The organism is Catellicoccus marimammalium M35/04/3 (genome assembly GCF_000313915.1).
In the GTDB taxonomy this organism is placed as follows: domain Bacteria; phylum Bacillota; class Bacilli; order Lactobacillales; family Catellicoccaceae; genus Catellicoccus; species Catellicoccus marimammalium.
Genome location: NZ_AMYT01000011.1, coordinates 116,751 through 137,938, shown reverse-complemented (window position 1 = coordinate 137,938; position 21,188 = coordinate 116,751). Strand labels below are relative to the sequence as shown.

Sequence of the window (21,188 nt, the reverse complement as noted above, 5' to 3'; positions counted from 1 at the left end):
TCCTCCTAAGATGCAGATGTCATTTTTTTGTATAATTTCTTCCCAACATAACGAGCTAAGAAGTTGAATAATAATACCGCAATAATTAAAACAGCTGAAGAACCTGCAGATACTGCTAAACTATCTGGTAAGTTTCCTTCACTATTGATTTTCCAAATATGAACCGCTAATGTTTCTGCTTGACGGAAAATATTTAATGGACTTTGAATATCCATTGGATTCCAGTTCGTAAAATCTAAAGCTGGAGCAGATTGACCAGAAGTATAAATCAACGCTGCTGCTTCCCCAAAGATACGTCCTGCTCCTAAAATAATTCCTGTTAAGATTCCTGGTAAACATTCAGGAATAATAACACGAGTTACCGTTTCCCAACGAGATAAACCTAAAGCTAATCCGGCTTCGCGTTGCATAAATGGAACTGTTTTTAACGCCTCTTCTACATTACGTGTTAATAATGGTAAGTTAAAGAAAGTTAATGCTAAGGCTCCTGATAAAATAGAGAAACCAAAACCAGCTTGTAACACAAATACTAAGAATCCAAATAAACCAACAACAACAGAAGGTAAAGAACTTAAGATTTCAATAGAAGTACGAATTAAATTTGTTACCCAGTTGTCTTTTGCGTATTCTGCTAAGTAAATTCCAGCTCCAATAGAAAGTGGAACACTAATTAACATCGTAATAATTAATAAATAGAAAGAATTGAATAATTGAATTCCAATTCCTCCACCAGCTTCATAGCTTTTTGACGGTGAAGTTAAGAAATGCCAAGAAATATGCGGCAATCCACGAACTAAAATAAATAGTAATAGTGCAGCTAAAATCGCAACAATGATTCCAGAAATCGTATATAAAACACCGGTTGCAATTTTATCCCAACGTTTTGCGTTCATTATTTCATTGCTCCTTTCTTACCAATAAAGCGAATTACAATGTTAAAGATCAAACTCATCACTAATAAGATTAATGCTAATGACCATAACACGTTGTTTTCTAATGTACCCATAACTGTATTACCGATACCCATAGTTAAAATTGAAGTTAGAGTTGAAGCTGGAGTAATTAAGTTATGTGGCATTAAGGCCGCATTACCAATTACCATTTGTACAGCTAACGCTTCCCCAAAGGCACGAGCCATTCCAAAAACAACTGCTGTTAAAATTCCAGGAACTGCTGCACGAAGAACAACTTTATAAATCATTTGCCAACGAGTTGCCCCTAACCCTAACGCTGCTTCACGGTAATGTTTAGGAACAGATTTTAAAGCATCTACAGTCATTGAAGTTACTGTTGGTAAAATCATAACAAATAAAACAAAAGTTCCGGCTAAAATACCAAATCCTGTGCCACCAAAGAAATGACGAATGAATGGCACGACCGTAGTTAGACCAATAAATCCATAAACTACAGATGGAATTCCGACTAATAATTCAATAACGGGTTGTAAAATTTTTGTTCCTAATTTTGGTGAAATTTCAGTCATAAAGACTGCAGCTCCAATCGCAAAAGGTGTCGCAATAATAGCTGCTAAAAAAGTCACTAAAAATGAACCAACAATCATTGGTAATGCACCCACAAGTGGTTCGCCATTTTCACCTACAGAACCAGGCTGCCAAACTTTACCAAATAAAAAATCACTTAACTTCACATGATCCGTGAAGAAAGTAGCTAATCCTTTGCTAGCTACAAAATAAAAAATTGCTAATACGACCAATACAATTAAAGCAATACAACAAAGGCTAATAATTTTTCCTTTTTGTTCTAATTTTGCTTTTTTTGATTTCGTCAATAATTTCTCTTGAATATTTTCCAACGAATGTTCCTCCTTACTGACGTTTAGTGATATCTCCTTTGGCATTACGTTCCACCGTCATTTTCGTCATTGGAACATAACCCAATTTTGGAATTAGATTTTCTTGAACGGGTTTTGATTGAACAAAATCTAAATATTCTTTCGTTAATCCTGTTGGTTTTCCTTTGGTATACATATGTTCGTAATCCCAAATTGGCCATTTATTATCAGCGACATTTTTATCTGTTGGCGCAACATGGTCAATATCTAAAGTTTCTACATCATCGCGAATGTAAGGAAACGCTAAATAACTAATCGCTCCTGGTGTGTCAGCGACAATTTGACGCACCATTCCATTAGAATCTTGCTCTTGTGCACGAACCATTTTTTCGCCTTTCATTACCCATTTTTCAAAGGTAAAACGAGTTCCACTTCCTTGCGCACGGTTTAGTAAGACAATCTCCTGGTCTTTTCCACCTAATTGTTTCCAGTTTGTGTATTTACCAGAAAAAATACCGCGTAATTGAGCTAAAGATACGTCTTTTACTCCTACTTTTTTATTTACAATAGGGGCAATACCCACAACACAAACTTTATGGTCTACTAATTCTTTCGCATTGATTCCTTTTTTATCTTCTGCGAATAAATCTGAGTTCCCAATTTGTACTGCTCCGGCTTGAACTTGTGATAATCCCGTACCACTTCCTCCACCTTGCACGTTTACAAATTTTCCAGGATGTTTACTAGAAAATTCTTCTCCAGCCACTTCTGCTAATGGCTGCAAAGCTGTAGAGCCCACAATATTAATTTCTTCTCCTTTATTGCCACAACCGCTTAGAAATAACATTCCTAGCAGGGAGCAAGCAACGCCAAATCGTGCTAATTTTTTCACGATAATCCTCCTTTAACTGACGTATTCCTATTCCCACTTTATAAGAAATGATATAAAAATACAATCATAGGATTGTAAATCTTTTTGTATCTTGTAATATTTTTGTAATAAAAAAAGGAATCTATTTCTAGATTCCTTTGCTGTTATAAAATTGGAGCAATTAAGCGAGCCAATCCTTCTTTGAAACGAATAAATGTACTTCGTTCATCATACAATTCTTTTGTTAATACATGACATTGTTGACTGGTCATCATAATTGTATTACGAACATATTGAGCGAATTCTTCACTATACATTACTGCATTAATTTCAAAGTTTAAATGTAAAGAACGAATATCAAAGTTTGCAGAGCCAATCGAAGTAATCTTACCATCAACAACAATGGTTTTCGCATGCATAAATCCGTTGTCATAGATTTCAATTGTTGCTCCTAATTGCATTAATTCTGCTACAAAAGAATAAGTTCCCCAATATACTAGCATATGGTCTGGTTTATTTGGAATTTGCATACGTAGTTTCACTCCAGAATTTAACGCTAGTTTTAATGCCTCATGAATAGCATCATCTGGAATATAATAAGGAGTTTGAATAATGATTTCTTCTTTTGCCATATTGATCATTTTTAAATAAACCATTTTAATCTGTTCATGATCACTATCTGGACCAGAAGCAATCACTTGAATATCAATATTTCCTTGTTTTTCCATATGTGGGAAGTATTCTACCTGATAAGTTTCTTTGTTATTTTTAAATTGTGAATTCCAATCCATTAAAAAACGATTTTGTAAAGAATGAACAGCTGGGCCGACAATACGTAAATGATTATCACGCCAATATCCCATCTTAGGATTTAATCCTAAATACTCATCGCCAATATTGAATCCACCGACGTAACCAATTTTTCCATCAATAATTGCAATTTTGCGGTGATTTCGATAATTTACTTGAGTAATATATGGGAAGAAGCGTCCTACGGTAGCTCCTGCTTCTTTTAACGGTTTGAAAAATTCATCTTTTGTACCAATACTTCCCCAACCATCAACTAATAATTTCACTTTTACACCACGTTGCGCCGCTGCTATTAAATAATCACGAAGAACTGTTCCTAAGCGTTTATCTTCATAAGCAAAGTATTCCATATGTACATGGTCTTGTGCTTGTTCAATATCACGCAATAAATGTTCAAATTTATCAATTCCATCAATAAATAAATCCACATGATTATCTTTAGTATATAAAGATCCACCATCGACCGTCATCATATAAATCAACGGATCTACATCCATTCCTGGGATTACAGGAGCTTGAAATGTCTTATTTTGTAACTCTTCTTTTTGTTCTTGTAATTCCTCAATAATCCCAACTTTTTCTTCATCACGCAAATCAAAAATTCGCTGTGAAACGCCACGTCCAAACAAAACATATAGGGGTAAACCAATAATTGGCAAGAAAGTTAATACTAGAACCCAAGCCCATGTTTGTGCTGTTCGATGACGTCCTCGAAAAACAATGACTAAAATAGTTAATAAATTGATTACATATAATAATCCTAATACGAACGTCGCCATAAAAAATCCTTTCCTACTTCCTGTATTTTATCCCTATTATACCAACATTTTTCTTATAGATAAATAAAAAGCCATCTAGTAATTTACTAGATGGCTTAATTTTCTTTTATTCGTCTTCTTTTTTCTTATTCTCTTTTGGTAAAAAGAAAGTCAAGATAAAGCTTAAGAATAAAATACATCCACTAATCCCTACACATTTATCAATACTCTTTGTAAATTGAGCATCTAATTGTGTAAAGGCTTTGTTACGATTTTCTTTTGGTACTAAATCTAATTCTTTATTATGTTTTAATACATTAATACTTGCACCTGCACTTTCAATGACACTTGTTTCAATGCCTTGTTCTGCTTGAGGTGGTAAGTTTAATGGTTGTAAAGAACCTGGGATATCATGCCATAAGAAAGTAGCAAACATTGTACCTACTACTGCAATTCCTAAGGCAGATCCCAATTGACGAACTGTAGATTGAATAGCAGAACCTTGTCCCGCTTTTTCATTTGGAATTTCACACATCACAATTGAAGTCAATTGAGCAGAAGCAAATCCTAATCCTACTCCATAGATTAAAATGAATAATCCAATTAACCAAGTAGAGCAACCAGGTTGAATAAAGAAGAAGAATAAGAATAAGCTTAAGGCTTCTAAGGCTAATCCAGTAGAAACTACTACTTTTGGACTTGTTTTCTTAACAAATGGTGTTGCCATTCCACCAGCAAAGAATGCTCCTACTCCCATTAGAGATAGTAATAAACCAGCATTCATTGCACTTAATTGTAAAATATTTTGTAAGAATAATGGTAAAACAAATAATAAACCAAATTCCCCAACAGCAACGACAATCGCAATAATATTTCCTAAACTAAATGAACGTAATCCAAATAGTGAGAAGGAAACTAATGGATCTTTTCCTTGTTTTTCTAATCGACGTTCCCAAAGAACAAATAAAGCTAAAGTAATTACACCTAAGGCTAAGAAATAAGGAATCACAGAAATACCAGCAATCGTTGGTGATCCTGTTTTTGGTGTCCACCAACCATAGTTTTTACTTTCAATTAAAGCATAAACTACGCTAGCAAAACCAATGACAGATAAAATAAATCCTAACCAATCAAAGTGTCCACTAAATTTTTTCCCTGTACTTTCAGGAATAAAACGTAATGCTCCTAAAATAATAATAATTCCTAGAGGTAAGTTAATCCAAAAGACCCAATGCCAAGTCGCAAAAGTAGTAAATACTCCTCCTAATAATGGACCAACTGCAGCCATACCAGAGATTACAGAACCCCAAACGGCAAAGGCAATAACACGGTCTTTTCCTTTAAAGAATTGGTTAACGGTTGATAAAGTAGTTGGCAATACCATAGCTCCTCCAACCCCTTGAATGAAACGAGCACATAGCATAAAGCCAATATTTGTGGCAAAACTTGCCATCATAGAACTGATAATAAATACGATAACCCCAGCAATCAACATTTTTTTACGACCAATCGCATCGGCAATACGACCTGTAGTAATTAATAAAGATGAAAAGACAAGAGAGTAAATCGTAATCATCCATTCTGCATTTGTAAACGTAAAGTGTAGGTTTTTCATAATCGATGGTAATGCCACGTTTACGATAGTACCGTCAATAACAATCATTGAAACTGCTAAAGCTAAAGTACCAAGCATCCACCATTTTTTGTTGTCATTTGTAGTTTTTTCTTGTACCATAATGATTTCTCCTTTCTCCAATATAAATATATAACACAACCAATAAGGAAAAGACGAATCATCTGCTCCTTACTGATTGTGTTTTTAGTAAGTTCTCATTAAATTTTTAGGAATCTACGCATAGATAGTGTAGAACCAAGGGCACCAATCACCATTCCAAGAATAGCAATTCCTACACTTAATCCAATTACCCATGAGCCTGGAGTTAATAAATGATAACCTGCTTGTTGTAAAGTTGGCATTAACATTTGATAGATTTTTGGATAAATAAAACTCATTCCTAAAATCGGAATAATTGAGCCTAATAATCCAATCCATGCTCCTTCTAGGAAAAATGGCCAACGAATATAAGTGTTTGTTGCTCCTACTAAACGTTGAATTTGGATTTCTTGTTTTCGAGAAAGAATCGTTACGCGAATCGTATTAGAAATTAGAAAAATCGCAATAATTAGTAGAACGACCGCAATAATCACACCCCAAAGTTTTACTTTATCTGCTAAATGAAGTAAGCGCTCTGCTTCTGCTCCTCCATAGCTAGCGTCGATTACTTGAGGCATTTTTTTCGCAGCATCTTGGATTTTTTGCGTTTCTTTTGGATTATTGGATTGAACCATATAAACATCATATAAAGGATTATCTTCTTTGCTAAAGACTTCCCATTCTTTCCCCATCGTTTGAACTAATTTTTTATATTGTTCTTCTTTACTAGAGTAAGTAACCTTACTTACTTCCGGTAAATCTTCTAGTTTTTCTTTTAAAATTTGTTTTTGTGAGTTGGTAATTTTGGGATCCATAAACACGGAAACGGTAACATTTTTTTGAATGTTCGCTGCAATTTCGTTCATATTAAAAATAAATGTTAGAAAAGCAGCAAATAAAGTTAAAGTGACCGTTACTGCTGCAATGGAAGCAAAACTCATCCAACCATTACGTTTTAAATTCTTTAAACTATCTACAAAGTGACGGAAAAAAGTTCTAATCATAAGTGTACACTCCTTCCATCTCATCATGCACAATACGTCCATTTTCAATCGTTAATACACGGTGACGAATCGTATTTACAATGCTACTATTGTGCGTTCCCATAATAACAGTGGTTCCTTGTTGATTAATTCGTTCCAAAATCTTCATGATTTCCCATGTATTTTCTGGATCTAAGTTTCCAGTAGGTTCATCGGCAATCAAAATTTTAGGAGTATTTACAATAGCTCTTGCAATAGCAATTCGTTGTTGTTCTCCACCAGATAATTGATTTGGAAACATTTTTGCTTTATGGCGTAAACCAACCAAGTCTAATACTTCTTGCACACGCTTTTTAATTTCATAGGGCTTTTTCCCAATGACTTGCATCGCATAAGCAATGTTCTCGTATGCAGTTTTATTTGGTAATAGTTTGTAATCTTGGAAAATTGTCCCCATTTTACGGCGCAAGAAAGGAACTTTTTTATTTTTTAATTTCATCAAGTTTTCCCCAGCGACAACGATTTCTCCACGGTTTGCTTTTTCTTCACGATAAATTAGTTTTAAAAAAGTTGATTTCCCAGACCCACTTGGACCAACTACATAGATGAACTCTCCAGGTTCTACAGAAACTGAAACATTACGTAACGCAGTGGTTCCATTTTTATATTTTTTACTAACATCGCGCATTTGAATAATTGGCATATTTTTCCTCCTATCCTTGGTTCATTTGTGAACGTAGATACTCATTCATAAAGGCATCTAAATCACCATCCATTACAGCTTGGCCATTTCCAGTTTCGTGCTGTGTACGATGATCTTTAACCATTGTATATGGATGGAAAACATAAGAACGAATTTGTGAGCCCCAACCATTTTCCATTTGTTCGCCACGTAATGCTGCTTGTTCTTCTGCTTTTTTCTCCATTTCTTTTTGGTATAATTTCGCCTTTAACATATTCATCGCAATTTCCCTATTTTTCAATTGCGAACGTTGAGCTTGTGAAGCAACAACAATCCCTGTAGGTAAGTGCGTAATACGAACTGCAGATTCTGTTTTATTAATATGTTGCCCTCCAGCTCCACTAGCACGGTAAGTATCGATTTTCAAGTCTTCATCTTTAATTTCAATATCGATATCTTCATTAATTTCTGGCATCACTTCTACAGAGGCAAAAGAAGTATGACGACGATTAGCTGCATCAAAAGGAGAAATACGAACTAAACGATGGACCCCATGCTCACTTTTGAGATATCCATAGGCATTTTCTCCTTTGATCAGTAAAGTAACACTTTTAATTCCTGCTTCATCTCCTGGTTGGTAATCCATTGTTTCAACTTTGAAATGATGTTTTTCTGCCCAACGTTGGTACATACGAAGTAACATACTTCCCCAATCTTGAGACTCTGTTCCTCCAGCTCCAGGATGAATTTCTAATAACGCATTATTATGATCATAAGGATCATCTAATAATTGTTCTAATTCATAAGCACCCAATTGTTCTTCAAACTGTGGCAATTGTTCTTCTAACTCTTGTTGAAAATCGGCATCGGTTTCTGCTAATTCCACCATCATTTCCAACTCTTCTTGTTGTTGTTCTAATGATTGGAAGGTTTCTAATTGTTTTTTGGCTAGATTGACTTCAGCAATGATTTTACGCGCTCTTTCTGCATCATCCCAAAAGTCAGGAGCGCTCATCTCTGATTCTTTTACAGAGATTGTCTCTTCTAAACCATCAAAGTCAAAGAGACCCCCTAAAATCTTTTAATTTATTTTCTGTCTTTTCTAAACGACTTTTCACTTCACTAAGTTCCATAATTTTCCTCCATATTTAGGAAAAGAGGCAAGAACTCTTGCCTCTCCTTTTTTCTATAATTGTTCACTACGTGTCATATCATTATGAATACGTGCTTTTAAGAATAAACGAGTAACTTCAAATTCGATATCTGCAATCATTTGATTGTACATTTGATATCCTTCTTGTTGATACTCTACTAATGGGTTATTTTGTCCATAAGCACGTAAACCAATAGATTGACGTAACTGATCCATCTCATCGATGTGGTCTGTCCAATCTTCATCTACTACACGTAAAATAACAACTTTTTCAAATTCTAATAATGCATCAGCATCTAATTGTGCTTCTTTGTTTGCATATTCTTCTTCTACTTTTTGGAATAACATTTGTTTCATTTGATCTGGTGTCATTCCTTCAAAGTCAGCTGCTGTTTTTTCTTCTGCTTCAGAATAAATCGTTGTATTCGCAAAGTTAGCAATTTGTTCGTAGTTCCACTCTTTTTTATCTCCACGAGTAAAAGATTTAATAGAGCGTTCAATCGTACGATGCATCATACCTAAAATAACGTCTTTTAGTGAATGTTCTTCATTAATAACTTGTAGACGTTCACGATAAATCGTTTCACGTTGTTCACGCATTACATCATCATATTGCAACACTTGTTTACGTGAATCATAGTTGTTTCCTTCTACACGTTTTTGTGCTGCTTCTACTTGTTTTGTAATCATTTTATTTTGGATAACGATTTCTTCATCATCATCACCACGTAAATGCTCTAACATCGCACGAACACGATCAGAACCAAAACGACGCATTAAATCATCTTCTAAAGATAAATAGAATTGAGAAACACCAACGTCTCCTTGGCGTCCGCTACGTCCACGTAATTGGTTATCGATACGACGACTTTCATGACGTTCTGTTCCGATAACTGCTAAACCACCTAATTCTTCTACTCCAGGCCCTAATTTAATATCGGTACCACGACCAGCCATGTTAGTAGCGATAGTTACTGCTCCAGGTTGACCTGCATTCATAATAATTTCTGCTTCTTTAAAGTGGTTTTTCGCATTCAACACTTCATGAGGAATACGTGCTTTTGTCAACATATTAGATAATAATTCTGAAGTTTCTACCGCTACTGTACCTACTAATACAGGTTGTCCTTTGGCATGGCGTTCTTTAATATCTTCTACTACTGCATGGAATTTAGCTTTCAATGTTGGATATAATAAATCATCTCGGTCTTCACGCGCAATTGGTTTATTTGTTGGGATTTGAATAACATGCATATTATAAATTTCACGGAATTCATCTTCTTCTGTTTTCGCTGTCCCTGTCATTCCCGCTAATTTATTATACATACGGAAATAGTTTTGGAAGGTAATATTTGCCATTGTTTTTGTTTCATCTTCAATTTTAACACCTTCTTTAGCTTCAATCGCTTGGTGTAATCCATCAGAATAACGGCGACCATCCATAATACGACCTGTAAATTGGTCAACGATCATTACTTTTCCATCTTGAACTACATAATCAATATCACGAATCATAATGTAGTTTGCACGTAAAGCTTCATCTAAATGGTGAGTTAATGCTGTATTTTCTACATCATATAAGTTTTCTAAATGGAAAACTTCTTCTGCTTTGTTAATTCCTTCATCGGTTAATCCAATGGTTTTGCTTTGAATATCAATGGTATAATCGATTTCTTCTTTTAATTTTTTAACAAATTTATCCGCACGAATATATAAAGCAGTTGATTTTTCTGCTGGTCCAGAAATAATTAATGGCGTACGAGCTTCATCGATTAAAATAGAGTCTACTTCGTCGACAATCGCATAGTTTAAAGGACGTTGTACCATATCCTCTTTATAAGTCACCATGTTATCACGTAAGTAGTCAAATCCTAATTCGTTATTTGTACTATAAGTGATATCGCATAAGTAAGCTTCGCGCTTTTCAGCTGGCGTTTTAGCATTCGTATTAATACCAATCGTTAAGCCTAAATATTCATATAATTCACTCATCGCTTCTGCGTCACGTTGTGTTAAATATTCATTAACAGTAACCACGTGTACCCCTTTTCCAGAAAGCGCATTTAAATAAACAGGCATTGTCGCCGTTAATGTTTTTCCTTCCCCTGTTTTCATTTCTGGAATATTACCATCATGTAATACAATTCCACCCATAATTTGTACATGATAAGGGAATAAACCTAGCACACGTTTCGCTGCTTCACGTACGACAGCGAAAGCTTCATATAACAGATCATCTAACGTTTCTCCTTTTTGAAGACGTTCTTTAAATTCTGTTGTTTTTGCTTGTAATTGTTCATCACTTAAAGCTGCCATTTCATCAGCTAAAGCTTCAACTTTACAAGCCATTCGGTCTAGGCGTTTTAATTCTTTTTTATCGTTTTCGATTACTTTTTTCAAAAAGTTTGCCATCGCTATAATCCCTTTCTTCTCTTTCGTCCATGAGGTATGATCACCACAATCATACATTATTATAACACAGTAAGTGATATAAACAACATGAAACCCTTTCTCTTCCGTTGATAAAAGAAATTTATAAAAAAGAAAAGAGTGCTAAGCACTCTTTTTAATATCCATAAGGATGTTTTTGATGCCATGTCCAAGCGGTTTCAATAATGGATGCGATATCTGTATAATCTGGTTCCCAGTGTAATACTTCTTTAATTTTATTTGGGGAGGCAACTAATTTTGCTGGATCTCCTGCTCGTCGTGGTGCAATATGGGCCGGAATTTCTTTTCCTGTCACTTTGCGCGCCGCTTCTAACATTTCTTTTACTGAGTATCCGTTTTCACTACCCACATTAAAGACATCACTCTCTCCACCAGCAAATAGATACTCTAAGGCTAAAACATGAGCTTTGGCTAAATCCATGACATGTACATAATCTCGAATACATGTTCCATCTGACGTTGGATAATCATCTCCATAAATAGATAAAGCTTCTCTTTGGCCTAATGCCACTTGTAAAATAATAGGAACTAAATGCGTTTCTGGACGGTGATCTTCACCAATGGTCCCATCTGCTTTTGCTCCAGCAACATTAAAATAGCGTAATGCTACGTAACGTAGACCATAAGCTTCATCACACCAATGCATCATTTTTTCCATAAATAATTTTGATTCTCCATATGGATTTTTTGGTGTCGTTGGCATATCTTCAGTAATCGGTACACGTTCTGGCTCACCATAAGTCGCTGCCGTACTAGAAAAGATGATTTTGTCTACTTGGAATTCTTTCATTACTTCTAATAGTACTTGAGTTCCATAAACATTATCATTGAAATATTCTAAAGGTTTTTCTACTGATTCTCCTACTTGAGAAAAGGCTGCAAAATGAATTACTCCTTCAATTTCCTCTTTTTCAAAAACAGAAGTTAAAAAATCTCGATTACGAATATCCCCTTCATAAAAACGTGCTTTAGGATGAATCGCTTCTTTATGACCTAAACATAAATTATCTACGACTACTACATCATAGTCTCTTTCGATTAATGTATCGACCATATGAGAGCCAATGTAACCAGCTCCCCCTAATACTAAAATTGACATAACTAATCCTCACTAAATTGAATCGTTGCTTCAATTGCTTTTTTCCAACCACGATACAATTTTTCTCTTTCTTCTTCTTGCATATTTGATTTAAAAATACGACCTGTACTGTTTAATTGCTTAATTTCTTCAATATTATTCCAAAATCCAACCGCTAATCCAGCAAAATAAGCTACACCTAAAGCTGTCGTTTCAAAAATCGGTGCTCGTTCTACGTTTAGTCCTAAAATATTGGCTTGGAATTGTAATAATAGATTGTTATTGGCTGCTCCTCCATCGACACGTAAAATAGATAAAGGCAGTTGAGCTTCATGATTCATCGCATCAATAACATCTCTTGTTTGATAAGCAATCGATTCTAAGGTTGCACGAATTAAATGTTCTTTTTTCGTACCACGTGTCAAACCAAAAATAGAGCCACGTACTTTTTCATTCCAATAAGGAGTACCTAATCCTGTAAAAGAAGGAACGATGTATACTCCATTTGTATCTTTTACTTTACGAGCTTCTTCTTCAGAAACTTTAGCATCGGCCAAAATTTCTAAATTATCTTTTAACCATTGAATTGCACTTCCAGCAATAAAGACACTACCTTCTAAAGCATAATGAATTTCGCCGTCTAAAACATAGGCAATTGTTGTCAATAAGCCACAACGTGAATAAATACGTTCTAAGCCTGTATTCATCATAATGAATGCTCCAGTACCATATGTACTTTTTAGCATCCCTGGCTCTAACATCCCATGACCAAATAAAGAAGCTTGTTGGTCTCCAGCCATCCCACTAATTGGAATTTTTTGTTCATAAAAATGATGTGGCGCTGTGTAACCAAAGATATGAGCATTATCATGAACTTCTGGTAATAAAGATTTAGGAATATCTAGGCGACGTAAAATTTCATCATCCCATTTTCCTTCGTTAATATTGAATAACATTGTACGGCTGGCATTTGTATAATCTGTCGCATGAACTTCTCCATCGGTTAATTTCCATAATAACCAAGTATCAATCGTACCAAATAATAATTCTCCACGTTTTGCTTTTTCCCTAGCTCCTTCTACATGGTCCAAAATCCAACATAGTTTAGAAGCGGAAAAATAAGCATCTAACACTAACCCTGTACGTTCATAGAATAAAGTAGCATATCCTTGATTACGCCACTTCTCAGTCAAAGAAGTAGTTTGTTTAGATTGCCAAACAATCGCTGAATAAATAGGCTGTCCTGTTTTTTTGTCCCAAACTACAGTTGTTTCTCGCTGATTGGTAATCCCAATCCCTGCAATTTCACTGGCAGTAATTCCTGATTTCCCTAAACATTCAGAAATTACAGCTAACACCGAATTCCAAATTTCATTGACATCTTGTTCGACCCATCCTGGATGCGGATAATATTGAGGAATCCTCTGTTGACTTTTTTTTACCACTTGGCCATTTTTATCAAATAAAATTGCACGAGTGCTTGTTGTCCCCTGATCAATTGCTAAAATATATCTTTTCATAAATAATCCACTATTTTTTATCTTTATTTTTCTTCAAATTGAACGGCATCTGCAATCGTTGTTTTTGGTTCCTCAGTTTCATAAACCATTGTTTCTTCTTCTTTTTCACCAACGAATGCTTCTGGTTGCTCTTCTAATGCTTTTAAAGATAAACCAATACGACGTTCTGCTGGATTCATATCTAAAACTTTAACTTTTACTTCTTGTCCTGGTTTTAATACTTCGTGTGGAGTAGCAATATGTTTATGAGAAATTTGAGAAATATGAACTAATCCTTCTACTCCTGGGAAGATTTCTACAAAAGCACCAAAGTCAGTTAAACGTTTTACTACACCTTCTAAAACATCGCCAACTGCAACTTCATCTGCTAATTTTTCCCATGGTCCTTTTTGTGTTGCTTTCATTGATAATGAAACACGACCTTCTTCAGGATCAACAGATAAAATTTTCACAGTAACTTCATCGCCAACTTTTAATTCATCGCTTGGTTTTGCAACGTGATGATGAGCAATTTCAGAAACGTGAACTAATCCATCAACGCCACCTAAGTCAACAAAAGCACCAAAATCAGTTAAACGAGCAACTTTTCCTGTTAATACTTCATCTGCTACTAATTCTTGTAAACGTTTTTGACGTGCTTCTTCTTTTTCTTCATTCATCACTGCGACATGAGATAAAATTAAACGATTTTCAGAAGGTTCAATTTCCATAATTTTTAATGGTAAAACTCGACCTTTGTATTCTGAAAAATCTTTAATATAGTGATCAGTAATCATAGAAGCAGGAACAAAGCCACGAACACCAAGATCAACGACTAAGCCGCCACGTACGACATCGGTCACTTTTCCTTCAACAATTTCGTTGTTTTTAAATTTTTCTTCGATGTCAACCCATGCTTTTTTGGCATCTAGACGGCGTTTAGATAATAAATAGTTGCCATTTTCTTTATCACTGATTGTAGAAATAACGACTAAATCTAAAACGTCTCCTACTTTGACGATATCTTCAATTTTTTCAAAAGGTAAAGTAGAAAGTTCACGACTTGGAATTACTCCTTCTACTCCTGCTCCTTCAATTCCTACGATGACTTGTTTTCCATCTTGAATAGAAAGAACTTCTCCTTTTACTGTATCTCCTACAGATACTTCTTTTACACTATTTAATGCATCTAACATTTCATTTTCTTGATCTTTAAAATTTTCCGTCATGACATTTGTCCTCCTAACAGCATTAACGTATTTCTATACTAAGTTTATTATACAGAAAATGAATTCGTTTTACCAATGAAACACCTATTACAAAAGAAAGACAAAAAGAAGAGTAAGAAAAACTTACTCTTCTTTTTCTTTCATAATTCCTTCAATTTTTGCAACTACATCTTCAATGGACATTCCTGTAGTATCCACTAAGATTGCATCTTTTGCTTTGGTTAATGGAGAAATTTCACGCGTCTCATCTAAATGATCACGACGAGCAATATCTACTTTTAATTGTTCTAAGTCTGATGGAATTCCTTTTTCTAAATTTTCTTTGTGGCGACGTTCTGCGCGTTCTTCTACACTTGCTACTAAGAAAATTTTGACATCAGCATTAGGGAAAACACAAGTACCAATATCACGTCCATCCATAACTAAGCCACCTTTTTCTCCATAAGCTTGTTGTAGAGAAACAAGATAATGACGTACCTCTTCTAAAGAAGCTACTTCGGATACATGAGCATTAATTTCTGGCATACGAATAGCCAAAGTAATATCTTCATCATCAAAATATACATGTTGTCCATCTGCTTCTTGACGGAAAGTTAAATTTCCATTTTTCAAAACTTCAACAATAGCCTTTCCATCATTAAAAGCAAGATGATTTCGTTCTGCTAATAAAGTTGCACAACGATACATCGCGCCAGTATCTACATAAATATAATTAAAATCTTTAGCAATTTGTTTTGCTACAGTACTTTTCCCTGCTGAAGCAGGTCCATCAATTGCGACCACTAATGGTTTCATGAATCATATTCCTCTCTAAGTTTCTTCTTATTGTTTTACCTTTAATACTTGTCCTACATTCACATCGGTTGAAGTCAAGCCATTTAAATCCATTAATTCTTGTTGTGTCATTCCATGATTTAATGCAATACGATATAAATTATCTTGTGGTTGTACGGTATAAGTACCAACATTTCCATCTACATTTTCTGTGGAAGAAGGAGTAGTATTTTGATTCATATCTTCTGTACTCATCGTACTTTCTGACATCGCTGTATCTTGCATCATTCCTTCTGAATTTTCATCATTGGTTTGTGTACTTTCTAATAAACCATCAGAAGTTTGATCTGTACTATCTGAGTAATCTTCAGAAGAAGACTCTGCTGATTCAGAACTTTCCTCTTTCGTACTAATTACTTGTTCACTTGGTGGTGTTTTTTCATTTTTTTGTTGACTATGAGATAAATATAGATATCCTGCCACAGGGACAGTACAAATCAAAAGTACAAAAATAATAATTAATGTCATTGTCATTTTTGTATTCTTTTTTTGTTTATTTGAATTCGTCATGTATTTGCCTCCTTTTTCATTCCTTTACCATCATATCATAATTTTTTCCTACGCCAACCAATATTTTTCGATTCTATGTGGTTTTCTCTGTTTTTTCTAACATTGGTTGAAATAATTGATATAAAATATGACGCACTGAAAATTCTTGAGGTTGCGTTAATGATTCTCTTCTTGATTCTAAAATATCATCGATAGCAACCGTTTCTTGTTCATATTGAAAAACTTGCGGTTCTGCAAAATAGCGTTGAATAAATTGAATTCTTGAATAGGGCGTTTCTACAAATTCCACCATCGCTCTTAACTGTTGATAACGCTCTTTTTCTTTCTTTTTAAAAAGTCGAATAAAATCTTCTTTTTGATAGCCAATATCTTGCAAACAATGTAACCATCGTTTTTGTAAATCACTTTGCCACTTTGGATCAACAATAAAAAGATCAAATAATTCTTGGTATGCCTCTCGAATGAATAGACGTTGTAAAGAAATATCTTCTTCTTTATAAAGTAAAATTGAAAGAGCTGGCTTCCCATCTCTCCCTGCTCTTCCTGATTCTTGTACAAAATTTTCTAAGGAAGCAGGCAAATGATAATGAATTACAAAACGAATATTTGGTTTATTTACACCCATTCCAAAAGCAGTAGTGGCGCATAAAATTTCCAATTGGTTTTGTAAAAATTGCTGCTGAATTTTTAAACGATCTTCCGTCATCATATCTCCATGATAATACGCAGCAGCATAACCTAATTGTTTTAATTCTAAGGCCATTTTTTGAGCTTCTTTTTTACTAGAAAAGTAAATAATGCCCGGCCCTGCATATTTGGCCAAAAAATCAACGATATATTTTCTCTTATCTACTTCTTTTTCCACTAAATAATGTAAGTTAGAGCGATATACAGAATATTGGATTTCCACTGAATTTTTTTTCGCAAATAAAATCGTTCGAATATCTGCAATTACAGTAGGTGTTGCTGTAGCTGTTAAGGCAATCACTTGCGGTTGGCCTAAAGATTCTAGAATATAAGGTAATTGATAATAATCAGGACGAAAATCCACTCCCCATTGAGAAATACAATGAGCTTCATCTACCACTATCGATTGAATTTCTGTTTTTTTCAACGTTGCTAACACCTCTTCCTGACGAATTAATTCAGGACTAATGAAAAAAAAGCGATAAGAAGAAAGATTACGCAAAACTTCTTTTTTCTCTTGATAGGTTAATTGACTATTAAAAGCAATCGCTCTTTTTTCTCCTCGCAGTTGCATTTGTTCAATTTGATCATTCATCAAAGAAATTAAAGGACAAATAATAACAACTAATCCAGAGCGAACATAAGCTGGATATTGGTAACATAAAGATTTTCCATTTCCTGTAGGTAAAATTGCTAATACATCTTTATCTGCTAAAATTTGTTCAATAATCTCTTTTTGTCCTTGACGAAAAGAGTCATAATGAAAAATCTCTTTTAAAATCTTATCCATAAAATCCCTTCTTTATTTGAAATAACCGATAGGTATAAAAAGAAATTTCACCGATTTCTTCTTGTACGACTTGATAATTCCAACTACCAATATTCGTATTTTTTTGATAATAACTCATCAGTTTTTCTTCTTCTCCTTTAGTTATCCAATGCTGGTAAGGAAACGTAGGATCTACTAAAGCTACTTCAACAATATAATCAAAAATCGTTCCTTTTTTCTTACGCAAGTATCTTTCCATTTCCATTAAAGATAGAGGATAATGCACCGCTTTTTGAATCCATTGTAAACGCAGAGATAAAGTAGGTAATGGTAATTGAAGAATTGACTGTAGTTCCTTAGATTGCTCATAGAAAGTGGCTAATTGTATCCATAACTGTGTTTTTAATAAAAAAAGTGAAAAATCATCGAGTTGATACTCAGCTTTTAATTCTTCATCAGAAAAACCATAAAATTGGTGACCTATCCATTGACTAGCAAATATTTTTTGTTCTAAAGGATTTAAACCATCTAGCACTGTTTCCATAATTACTACATAGTTTTCAATGACTTCTTGTACTGGTTTTTCCCATCGTTGGAGGATCTGTTTTACTTCTTTTTTTTCAGTATAATTTTTCGTTAATGGTAAATAACGTTGATTCTTATAGCTATATTCAGAAAGAATTTGTTGAATAAAAAGCCAACGTCGCTGTAGAGAAAATAGCCATTGATCATATTTACCAAAACATCCTTTTAAAAGAACAGGTGTTTTTTCCAATTCCTCTTGTCCCTGTTCTGTTAATTGAATCCATGGGTCGGTATAAATCACTTTTCCTTCTTTTACTAATTGATCGATTGCTTGCCAATAGTCCTCTTTCGTTAATTGAGGGAGTAAATGGTAATACGAAAATAAATGGTAGCAAGCCGCATAGGTCAAAACAGAATTTGTTTTCTTTCCTACTAATACAAAATAAGCGGTACTAGCACGACACTTGCGACCATGTCGAAATAGATTTAAAATAAAGCATTGAAATGACATCTGAAACCTACTTTCTATAAAAAATAAAGGAGACAACATGAGTTCATATTATTTAAAAAAAGAAGAATGCATTATGTGTGGTCTTTGCCAAAGAAAGGCCCCTACTTGCATTGATTATGATGACAATAGCATTGTTTGTTGGAAAAATACAGATCAAGATGAATACTTGCCAACAAAAGAAGAAGAGCAGCCTTTAGCAAACGCTGCCAAATGCTGCCCTACTCACGCGATTCGTCAAAGAAAAAATTAACGTTTTGTTTCTGCCATTAATTTTTTCACTTCTTTTGGAGTTAATGCACGATATTGACCTGGACGTAATCCTTGCAGTGTTAAAAATCCATATTGTTCACGACATAATTTTTGCACCGGTAATCCACAAGCCTCAAACATACGTTTTACTTGATGGTAACGACCTTCATGAATCGTTAAAGAAACAACACTTGAACCTTTTGTTTCATCTACAGATAAAATTTCGTAACGAGCCGGTGCTGTCTTTTTACCATCTAATTTCATACCATAAGCAATCGGACGTAAATTATATTTGTCTGCAATTCCTTTTACTTTTGCCACATACACTTTATCCAATTCATATTTAGGGTGTGTCAAACGCTGAGAAAATTCTCCATCATTGGTTAATAATAATAAACCAGAAGTGTCATAATCTAGACGTCCGACTGGATAAATACGTTCTGGGACATCTGTGAAATAATCAGTAACTACTGGGCGACCTTTATCGTCAGATACAGCAGAGATTACTCCTCTTGGTTTATAAAAAAGATAATAAACTGGAGCTTCTTTACTAATTGGGACTCCATTTACTTCGATTCGATCTTGTGTAGACACTTTATATCCTAATTCTGTCACTGTTTTCCCATTAACTGTAACTACTCCTTGCGTAATTAAATCTTCACATTTTCGACGTGAAGCGACCCCAGCATGAGCCATTACTTTTTGTAAACGTTCCATATACCTTTCCTCCTATAGAAAAATGATTCTGATTCCTTTCTATAGCTTCCTTTCTTTATCTTTTTAATTATCCATTATATTTTTCTTTATATTTCTTCTTCGTTTTCTTCTGAATCTTTAGTAGCAAAAAAGGACTCTGTTTCTTTTCCTTTTTCTTCTTGCGTTAATGGTGGTAAGTCTTCTAAAGAATTTAGTTCAAAATAAGATAAGAAATAATCTGTAGTGCCGTAAAGTTTTGGCCGACCAATTTGTTCTAAACGCCCAATCTCTTCAATCAATTGATAAGATAATAATTTTTGAATTGCTCTTTGCGAACTATTTACTCCTCGAATTTCATCAATGGCAATCTTAGTAATTGGTTGCTCATAGGCAATGATAGCCAACGTTTCTAAACAAGGCTTTGTTAATTTCGAATTTAAATCAAAATTTGCATAATCTTCCACTAATGTCGCATATTCCGGTTTCGTTCCTAATACGTAATAGCTTCCTTTATCAATGATTTGTAACGCTCGATTTTGATTTTCCTTTGACCATTGCTCCACAAAAGAAGTTAATTCTTTTTGTGTGCAATGTAATAATGCTTCTAGTTCTTCTTTTTCAATCCCTTCTTCTCCTGCTACAAAAAGAAGTGCTTCTAATTTCTGAATCACTCGCATTCCCTTCCTCTAATGATAATTTCGCCAAAATTTTTCTCTTGTATTGCGACCATTTCATCGCGTTTTACTAGTTCTAATAAAGCTGAAAAAGTAGTTACTTTATAAAGAGAAGGTTTTCCTTGCCAACTTTTTTGTAAACTAAAAGAAGAATGATGTCGCAACTGTTCTTCTAGCCAACGCATTTGTCCACCAATCGTCCAGTGATCTTTCCAAATAAATTTTTCTTGTGCTTCCCCTTCTGTTTTCGCACGTAATTGTAAATGAGCAATTGCCTGATATAGTTGTTGAGCTTGATATTTTCCCATTTCTAACTGAACTTCTTTTTGATAAGGTTCTAAATTATAACTATCATGACTAAAACAGCCATATTTTCCCTCTTGCTTTTCATCTAACCATTCTGCGGCTTCTTGATATTGCTGATACGTCAATAATTGCTCTACAAGTTCTTTACGAGGATCTTCTTGTTCCTCTTGTTGCTCAATAGGTAATAACATTTTACTTTTAATCGCTAATAAAGTTGCTGCCATCACCATATATTTACTCGTCTGATCCCAATCTTCTTTTGGTAATTGCTTCATATATTGTAAATATTGTTCCGTAATTAAAGTCATAGGAATATCATAAATATCAATTTCTAATTTTTTAATTAGATGTAGCAATAATTCTAAAGGGCCTTCAAAACTGCCCACTTTCACATTTAATTCGTCCAT

Annotated in this window: 19 protein-coding genes and 1 pseudogene; 1 reads left to right on the top strand and 19 read right to left on the bottom strand. The window is 34.3% G+C overall.

Annotated features, from left to right (window positions below; all coding sequences use genetic code 11):
- Positions 1–5: 5 nt before the first annotated feature.
- The 16 genes and pseudogenes from pstA to C683_RS02225 all read right to left on the bottom strand — a co-directional run bounded on the left by pstA (position 6) and on the right by C683_RS02225 (position 18,856).
- A complete protein-coding gene (gene pstA / locus C683_RS02300; protein ID WP_009488947.1) occupies positions 6–893 on the bottom strand; it encodes a phosphate ABC transporter permease PstA in 888 nt (295 codons plus the stop codon).
- Positions 893–1,813, bottom strand: coding sequence for a phosphate ABC transporter permease subunit PstC (gene pstC / locus C683_RS02295; protein ID WP_009488945.1), 921 nt, complete (start codon positions 1,811–1,813; stop codon positions 893–895). Before pstC ends, pstA begins: the two co-directional genes overlap by 1 nt.
- Positions 1,814–1,826: 13 nt before the next feature.
- Positions 1,827–2,684, bottom strand: coding sequence for a phosphate ABC transporter substrate-binding protein PstS family protein (locus tag C683_RS02290; protein ID WP_009488942.1), 858 nt, complete (start codon positions 2,682–2,684; stop codon positions 1,827–1,829).
- A gap of 143 nt (positions 2,685–2,827) precedes the next feature.
- Positions 2,828–4,252, bottom strand: coding sequence for a cardiolipin synthase (gene cls / locus C683_RS02285; RefSeq protein ID WP_009488940.1), 1,425 nt, complete (start codon positions 4,250–4,252; stop codon positions 2,828–2,830).
- Positions 4,253–4,358: 106 nt separating this feature from the next.
- Positions 4,359–5,966 (bottom strand): MFS transporter, encoded by a 1,608-nt coding sequence (locus tag C683_RS02280; protein WP_009488938.1) that lies wholly within the window; start codon positions 5,964–5,966, stop codon positions 4,359–4,361.
- A 98-nt stretch (positions 5,967–6,064) separates the two neighbouring features.
- On the bottom strand, positions 6,065–6,949 hold the full coding sequence (gene ftsX / locus C683_RS02275) for a permease-like cell division protein FtsX (RefSeq protein ID WP_009488936.1): 885 nt from the start codon (positions 6,947–6,949) through the stop codon (positions 6,065–6,067).
- Positions 6,942–7,631: a cell division ATP-binding protein FtsE gene (gene ftsE / locus C683_RS02270; RefSeq protein ID WP_009488934.1), complete on the bottom strand. Its 690-nt coding sequence runs from the start codon at positions 7,629–7,631 to the stop codon at positions 6,942–6,944. The genes ftsX and ftsE overlap by 8 nt, the downstream gene beginning before the upstream one ends.
- Positions 7,632–7,641: 10 nt before the next feature.
- Positions 7,642–8,743, bottom strand: a protein-coding gene (gene prfB / locus C683_RS02265) for a peptide chain release factor 2 (protein WP_152411680.1) whose coding sequence is annotated in 2 segments (ribosomal slippage) — positions 7,642–8,670 and positions 8,672–8,743 — 1,101 coding nt in all. Because the reading frame shifts where the segments join, the coding sequence is not laid out codon by codon here.
- A gap of 62 nt (positions 8,744–8,805) precedes the next feature.
- A pseudogene (gene secA / locus C683_RS02260) lies at positions 8,806–11,175 on the bottom strand (preprotein translocase subunit SecA); the annotation flags it as partial.
- Positions 11,176–11,329: 154 nt separating this feature from the next.
- On the bottom strand, positions 11,330–12,313 hold the full coding sequence (galE, locus tag C683_RS02255) for a UDP-glucose 4-epimerase GalE (RefSeq protein WP_009488927.1): 984 nt from the start codon (positions 12,311–12,313) through the stop codon (positions 11,330–11,332).
- Between the two features lie 2 nt (positions 12,314–12,315).
- Positions 12,316–13,812: a glycerol kinase GlpK gene (gene glpK / locus C683_RS02250; protein WP_009488925.1), complete on the bottom strand. Its 1,497-nt coding sequence runs from the start codon at positions 13,810–13,812 to the stop codon at positions 12,316–12,318.
- Between the two features lie 23 nt (positions 13,813–13,835).
- Positions 13,836–15,020: a 30S ribosomal protein S1 gene (gene rpsA / locus C683_RS02245; protein WP_009488923.1), complete on the bottom strand. Its 1,185-nt coding sequence runs from the start codon at positions 15,018–15,020 to the stop codon at positions 13,836–13,838.
- A 123-nt stretch (positions 15,021–15,143) separates the two neighbouring features.
- Positions 15,144–15,815, bottom strand: coding sequence for a (d)CMP kinase (gene cmk / locus C683_RS02240; protein ID WP_009488921.1), 672 nt, complete (start codon positions 15,813–15,815; stop codon positions 15,144–15,146).
- Positions 15,816–15,842: 27 nt separating this feature from the next.
- Positions 15,843–16,364, bottom strand: a complete 522-nt coding sequence (locus C683_RS02235) for a LysM peptidoglycan-binding domain-containing protein (RefSeq protein ID WP_009488919.1) — start codon at positions 16,362–16,364, stop codon at positions 15,843–15,845.
- Positions 16,365–16,437: 73 nt separating this feature from the next.
- On the bottom strand, positions 16,438–17,841 hold the full coding sequence (locus tag C683_RS02230) for a RecQ family ATP-dependent DNA helicase (protein ID WP_009488917.1): 1,404 nt from the start codon (positions 17,839–17,841) through the stop codon (positions 16,438–16,440).
- Complete coding sequence (locus tag C683_RS02225; RefSeq protein WP_040388593.1) at positions 17,834–18,856, bottom strand: YpbB family protein; 1,023 nt, start codon at positions 18,854–18,856, stop codon at positions 17,834–17,836. Before C683_RS02225 ends, C683_RS02230 begins: the two co-directional genes overlap by 8 nt.
- 37 nt (positions 18,857–18,893) lie before the next feature.
- Between C683_RS02225 and C683_RS02220 the strand changes: the two genes are divergently transcribed.
- Complete coding sequence (locus C683_RS02220; protein WP_009488913.1) at positions 18,894–19,106, top strand: ferredoxin; 213 nt, start codon at positions 18,894–18,896, stop codon at positions 19,104–19,106.
- Here the strand turns inward: C683_RS02220 and C683_RS02215 are convergent.
- The 3 genes from C683_RS02215 to C683_RS02205 form a co-directional block, all read right to left on the bottom strand.
- A complete protein-coding gene (locus tag C683_RS02215) occupies positions 19,103–19,822 on the bottom strand; it encodes a pseudouridine synthase (RefSeq protein ID WP_009488911.1) in 720 nt (239 codons plus the stop codon). The genes C683_RS02220 and C683_RS02215 overlap by 4 nt on opposite strands.
- Before the next feature lie 86 nt (positions 19,823–19,908).
- Positions 19,909–20,478, bottom strand: coding sequence for an SMC-Scp complex subunit ScpB (scpB, locus tag C683_RS02210; protein ID WP_009488909.1), 570 nt, complete (start codon positions 20,476–20,478; stop codon positions 19,909–19,911).
- Complete coding sequence (locus tag C683_RS02205) at positions 20,469–21,188, bottom strand: segregation and condensation protein A (RefSeq protein WP_009488907.1); 720 nt, start codon at positions 21,186–21,188, stop codon at positions 20,469–20,471. Before C683_RS02205 ends, scpB begins: the two co-directional genes overlap by 10 nt.

Excerpts from the sequence above, each read along its gene's own strand:
- pstA (WP_009488947.1), bottom strand. The coding sequence starts at position 893 with ATGAACGCAAAACGTTGGGATAAAATTGCAACCGGTGTTTTATATACG.
- cls (WP_009488940.1), bottom strand. The coding sequence starts at position 4,252 with ATGGCGACGTTCGTATTAGGATTATTATATGTAATCAATTTATTAACT.
- C683_RS02280 (WP_009488938.1), bottom strand. The coding sequence starts at position 5,966 with ATGGTACAAGAAAAAACTACAAATGACAACAAAAAATGGTGGATGCTT.
- ftsX (WP_009488936.1), bottom strand. The coding sequence starts at position 6,949 with ATGATTAGAACTTTTTTCCGTCACTTTGTAGATAGTTTAAAGAATTTA.
- ftsE (WP_009488934.1), bottom strand. The coding sequence starts at position 7,631 with ATGCCAATTATTCAAATGCGCGATGTTAGTAAAAAATATAAAAATGGA.
- galE (WP_009488927.1), bottom strand. The coding sequence starts at position 12,313 with ATGTCAATTTTAGTATTAGGGGGAGCTGGTTACATTGGCTCTCATATG.
- glpK (WP_009488925.1), bottom strand. The coding sequence starts at position 13,812 with ATGAAAAGATATATTTTAGCAATTGATCAGGGGACAACAAGCACTCGT.
- rpsA (WP_009488923.1), bottom strand. The coding sequence starts at position 15,020 with ATGACGGAAAATTTTAAAGATCAAGAAAATGAAATGTTAGATGCATTA.
- cmk (WP_009488921.1), bottom strand. The coding sequence starts at position 15,815 with ATGAAACCATTAGTGGTCGCAATTGATGGACCTGCTTCAGCAGGGAAA.
- C683_RS02235 (WP_009488919.1), bottom strand. The coding sequence starts at position 16,364 with ATGACGAATTCAAATAAACAAAAAAAGAATACAAAAATGACAATGACA.
- C683_RS02230 (WP_009488917.1), bottom strand. The coding sequence starts at position 17,841 with ATGGATAAGATTTTAAAAGAGATTTTTCATTATGACTCTTTTCGTCAA.
- C683_RS02225 (WP_040388593.1), bottom strand. The coding sequence starts at position 18,856 with ATGTCATTTCAATGCTTTATTTTAAATCTATTTCGACATGGTCGCAAG.
- C683_RS02220 (WP_009488913.1), top strand. The coding sequence starts at position 18,894 with ATGAGTTCATATTATTTAAAAAAAGAAGAATGCATTATGTGTGGTCTT.
- C683_RS02215 (WP_009488911.1), bottom strand. The coding sequence starts at position 19,822 with ATGGAACGTTTACAAAAAGTAATGGCTCATGCTGGGGTCGCTTCACGT.
- scpB (WP_009488909.1), bottom strand. The coding sequence starts at position 20,478 with ATGCGAGTGATTCAGAAATTAGAAGCACTTCTTTTTGTAGCAGGAGAA.
- C683_RS02205 (WP_009488907.1), bottom strand. The coding sequence starts at position 21,188 with ATGGACGAATTAAATGTGAAAGTGGGCAGTTTTGAAGGCCCTTTAGAA.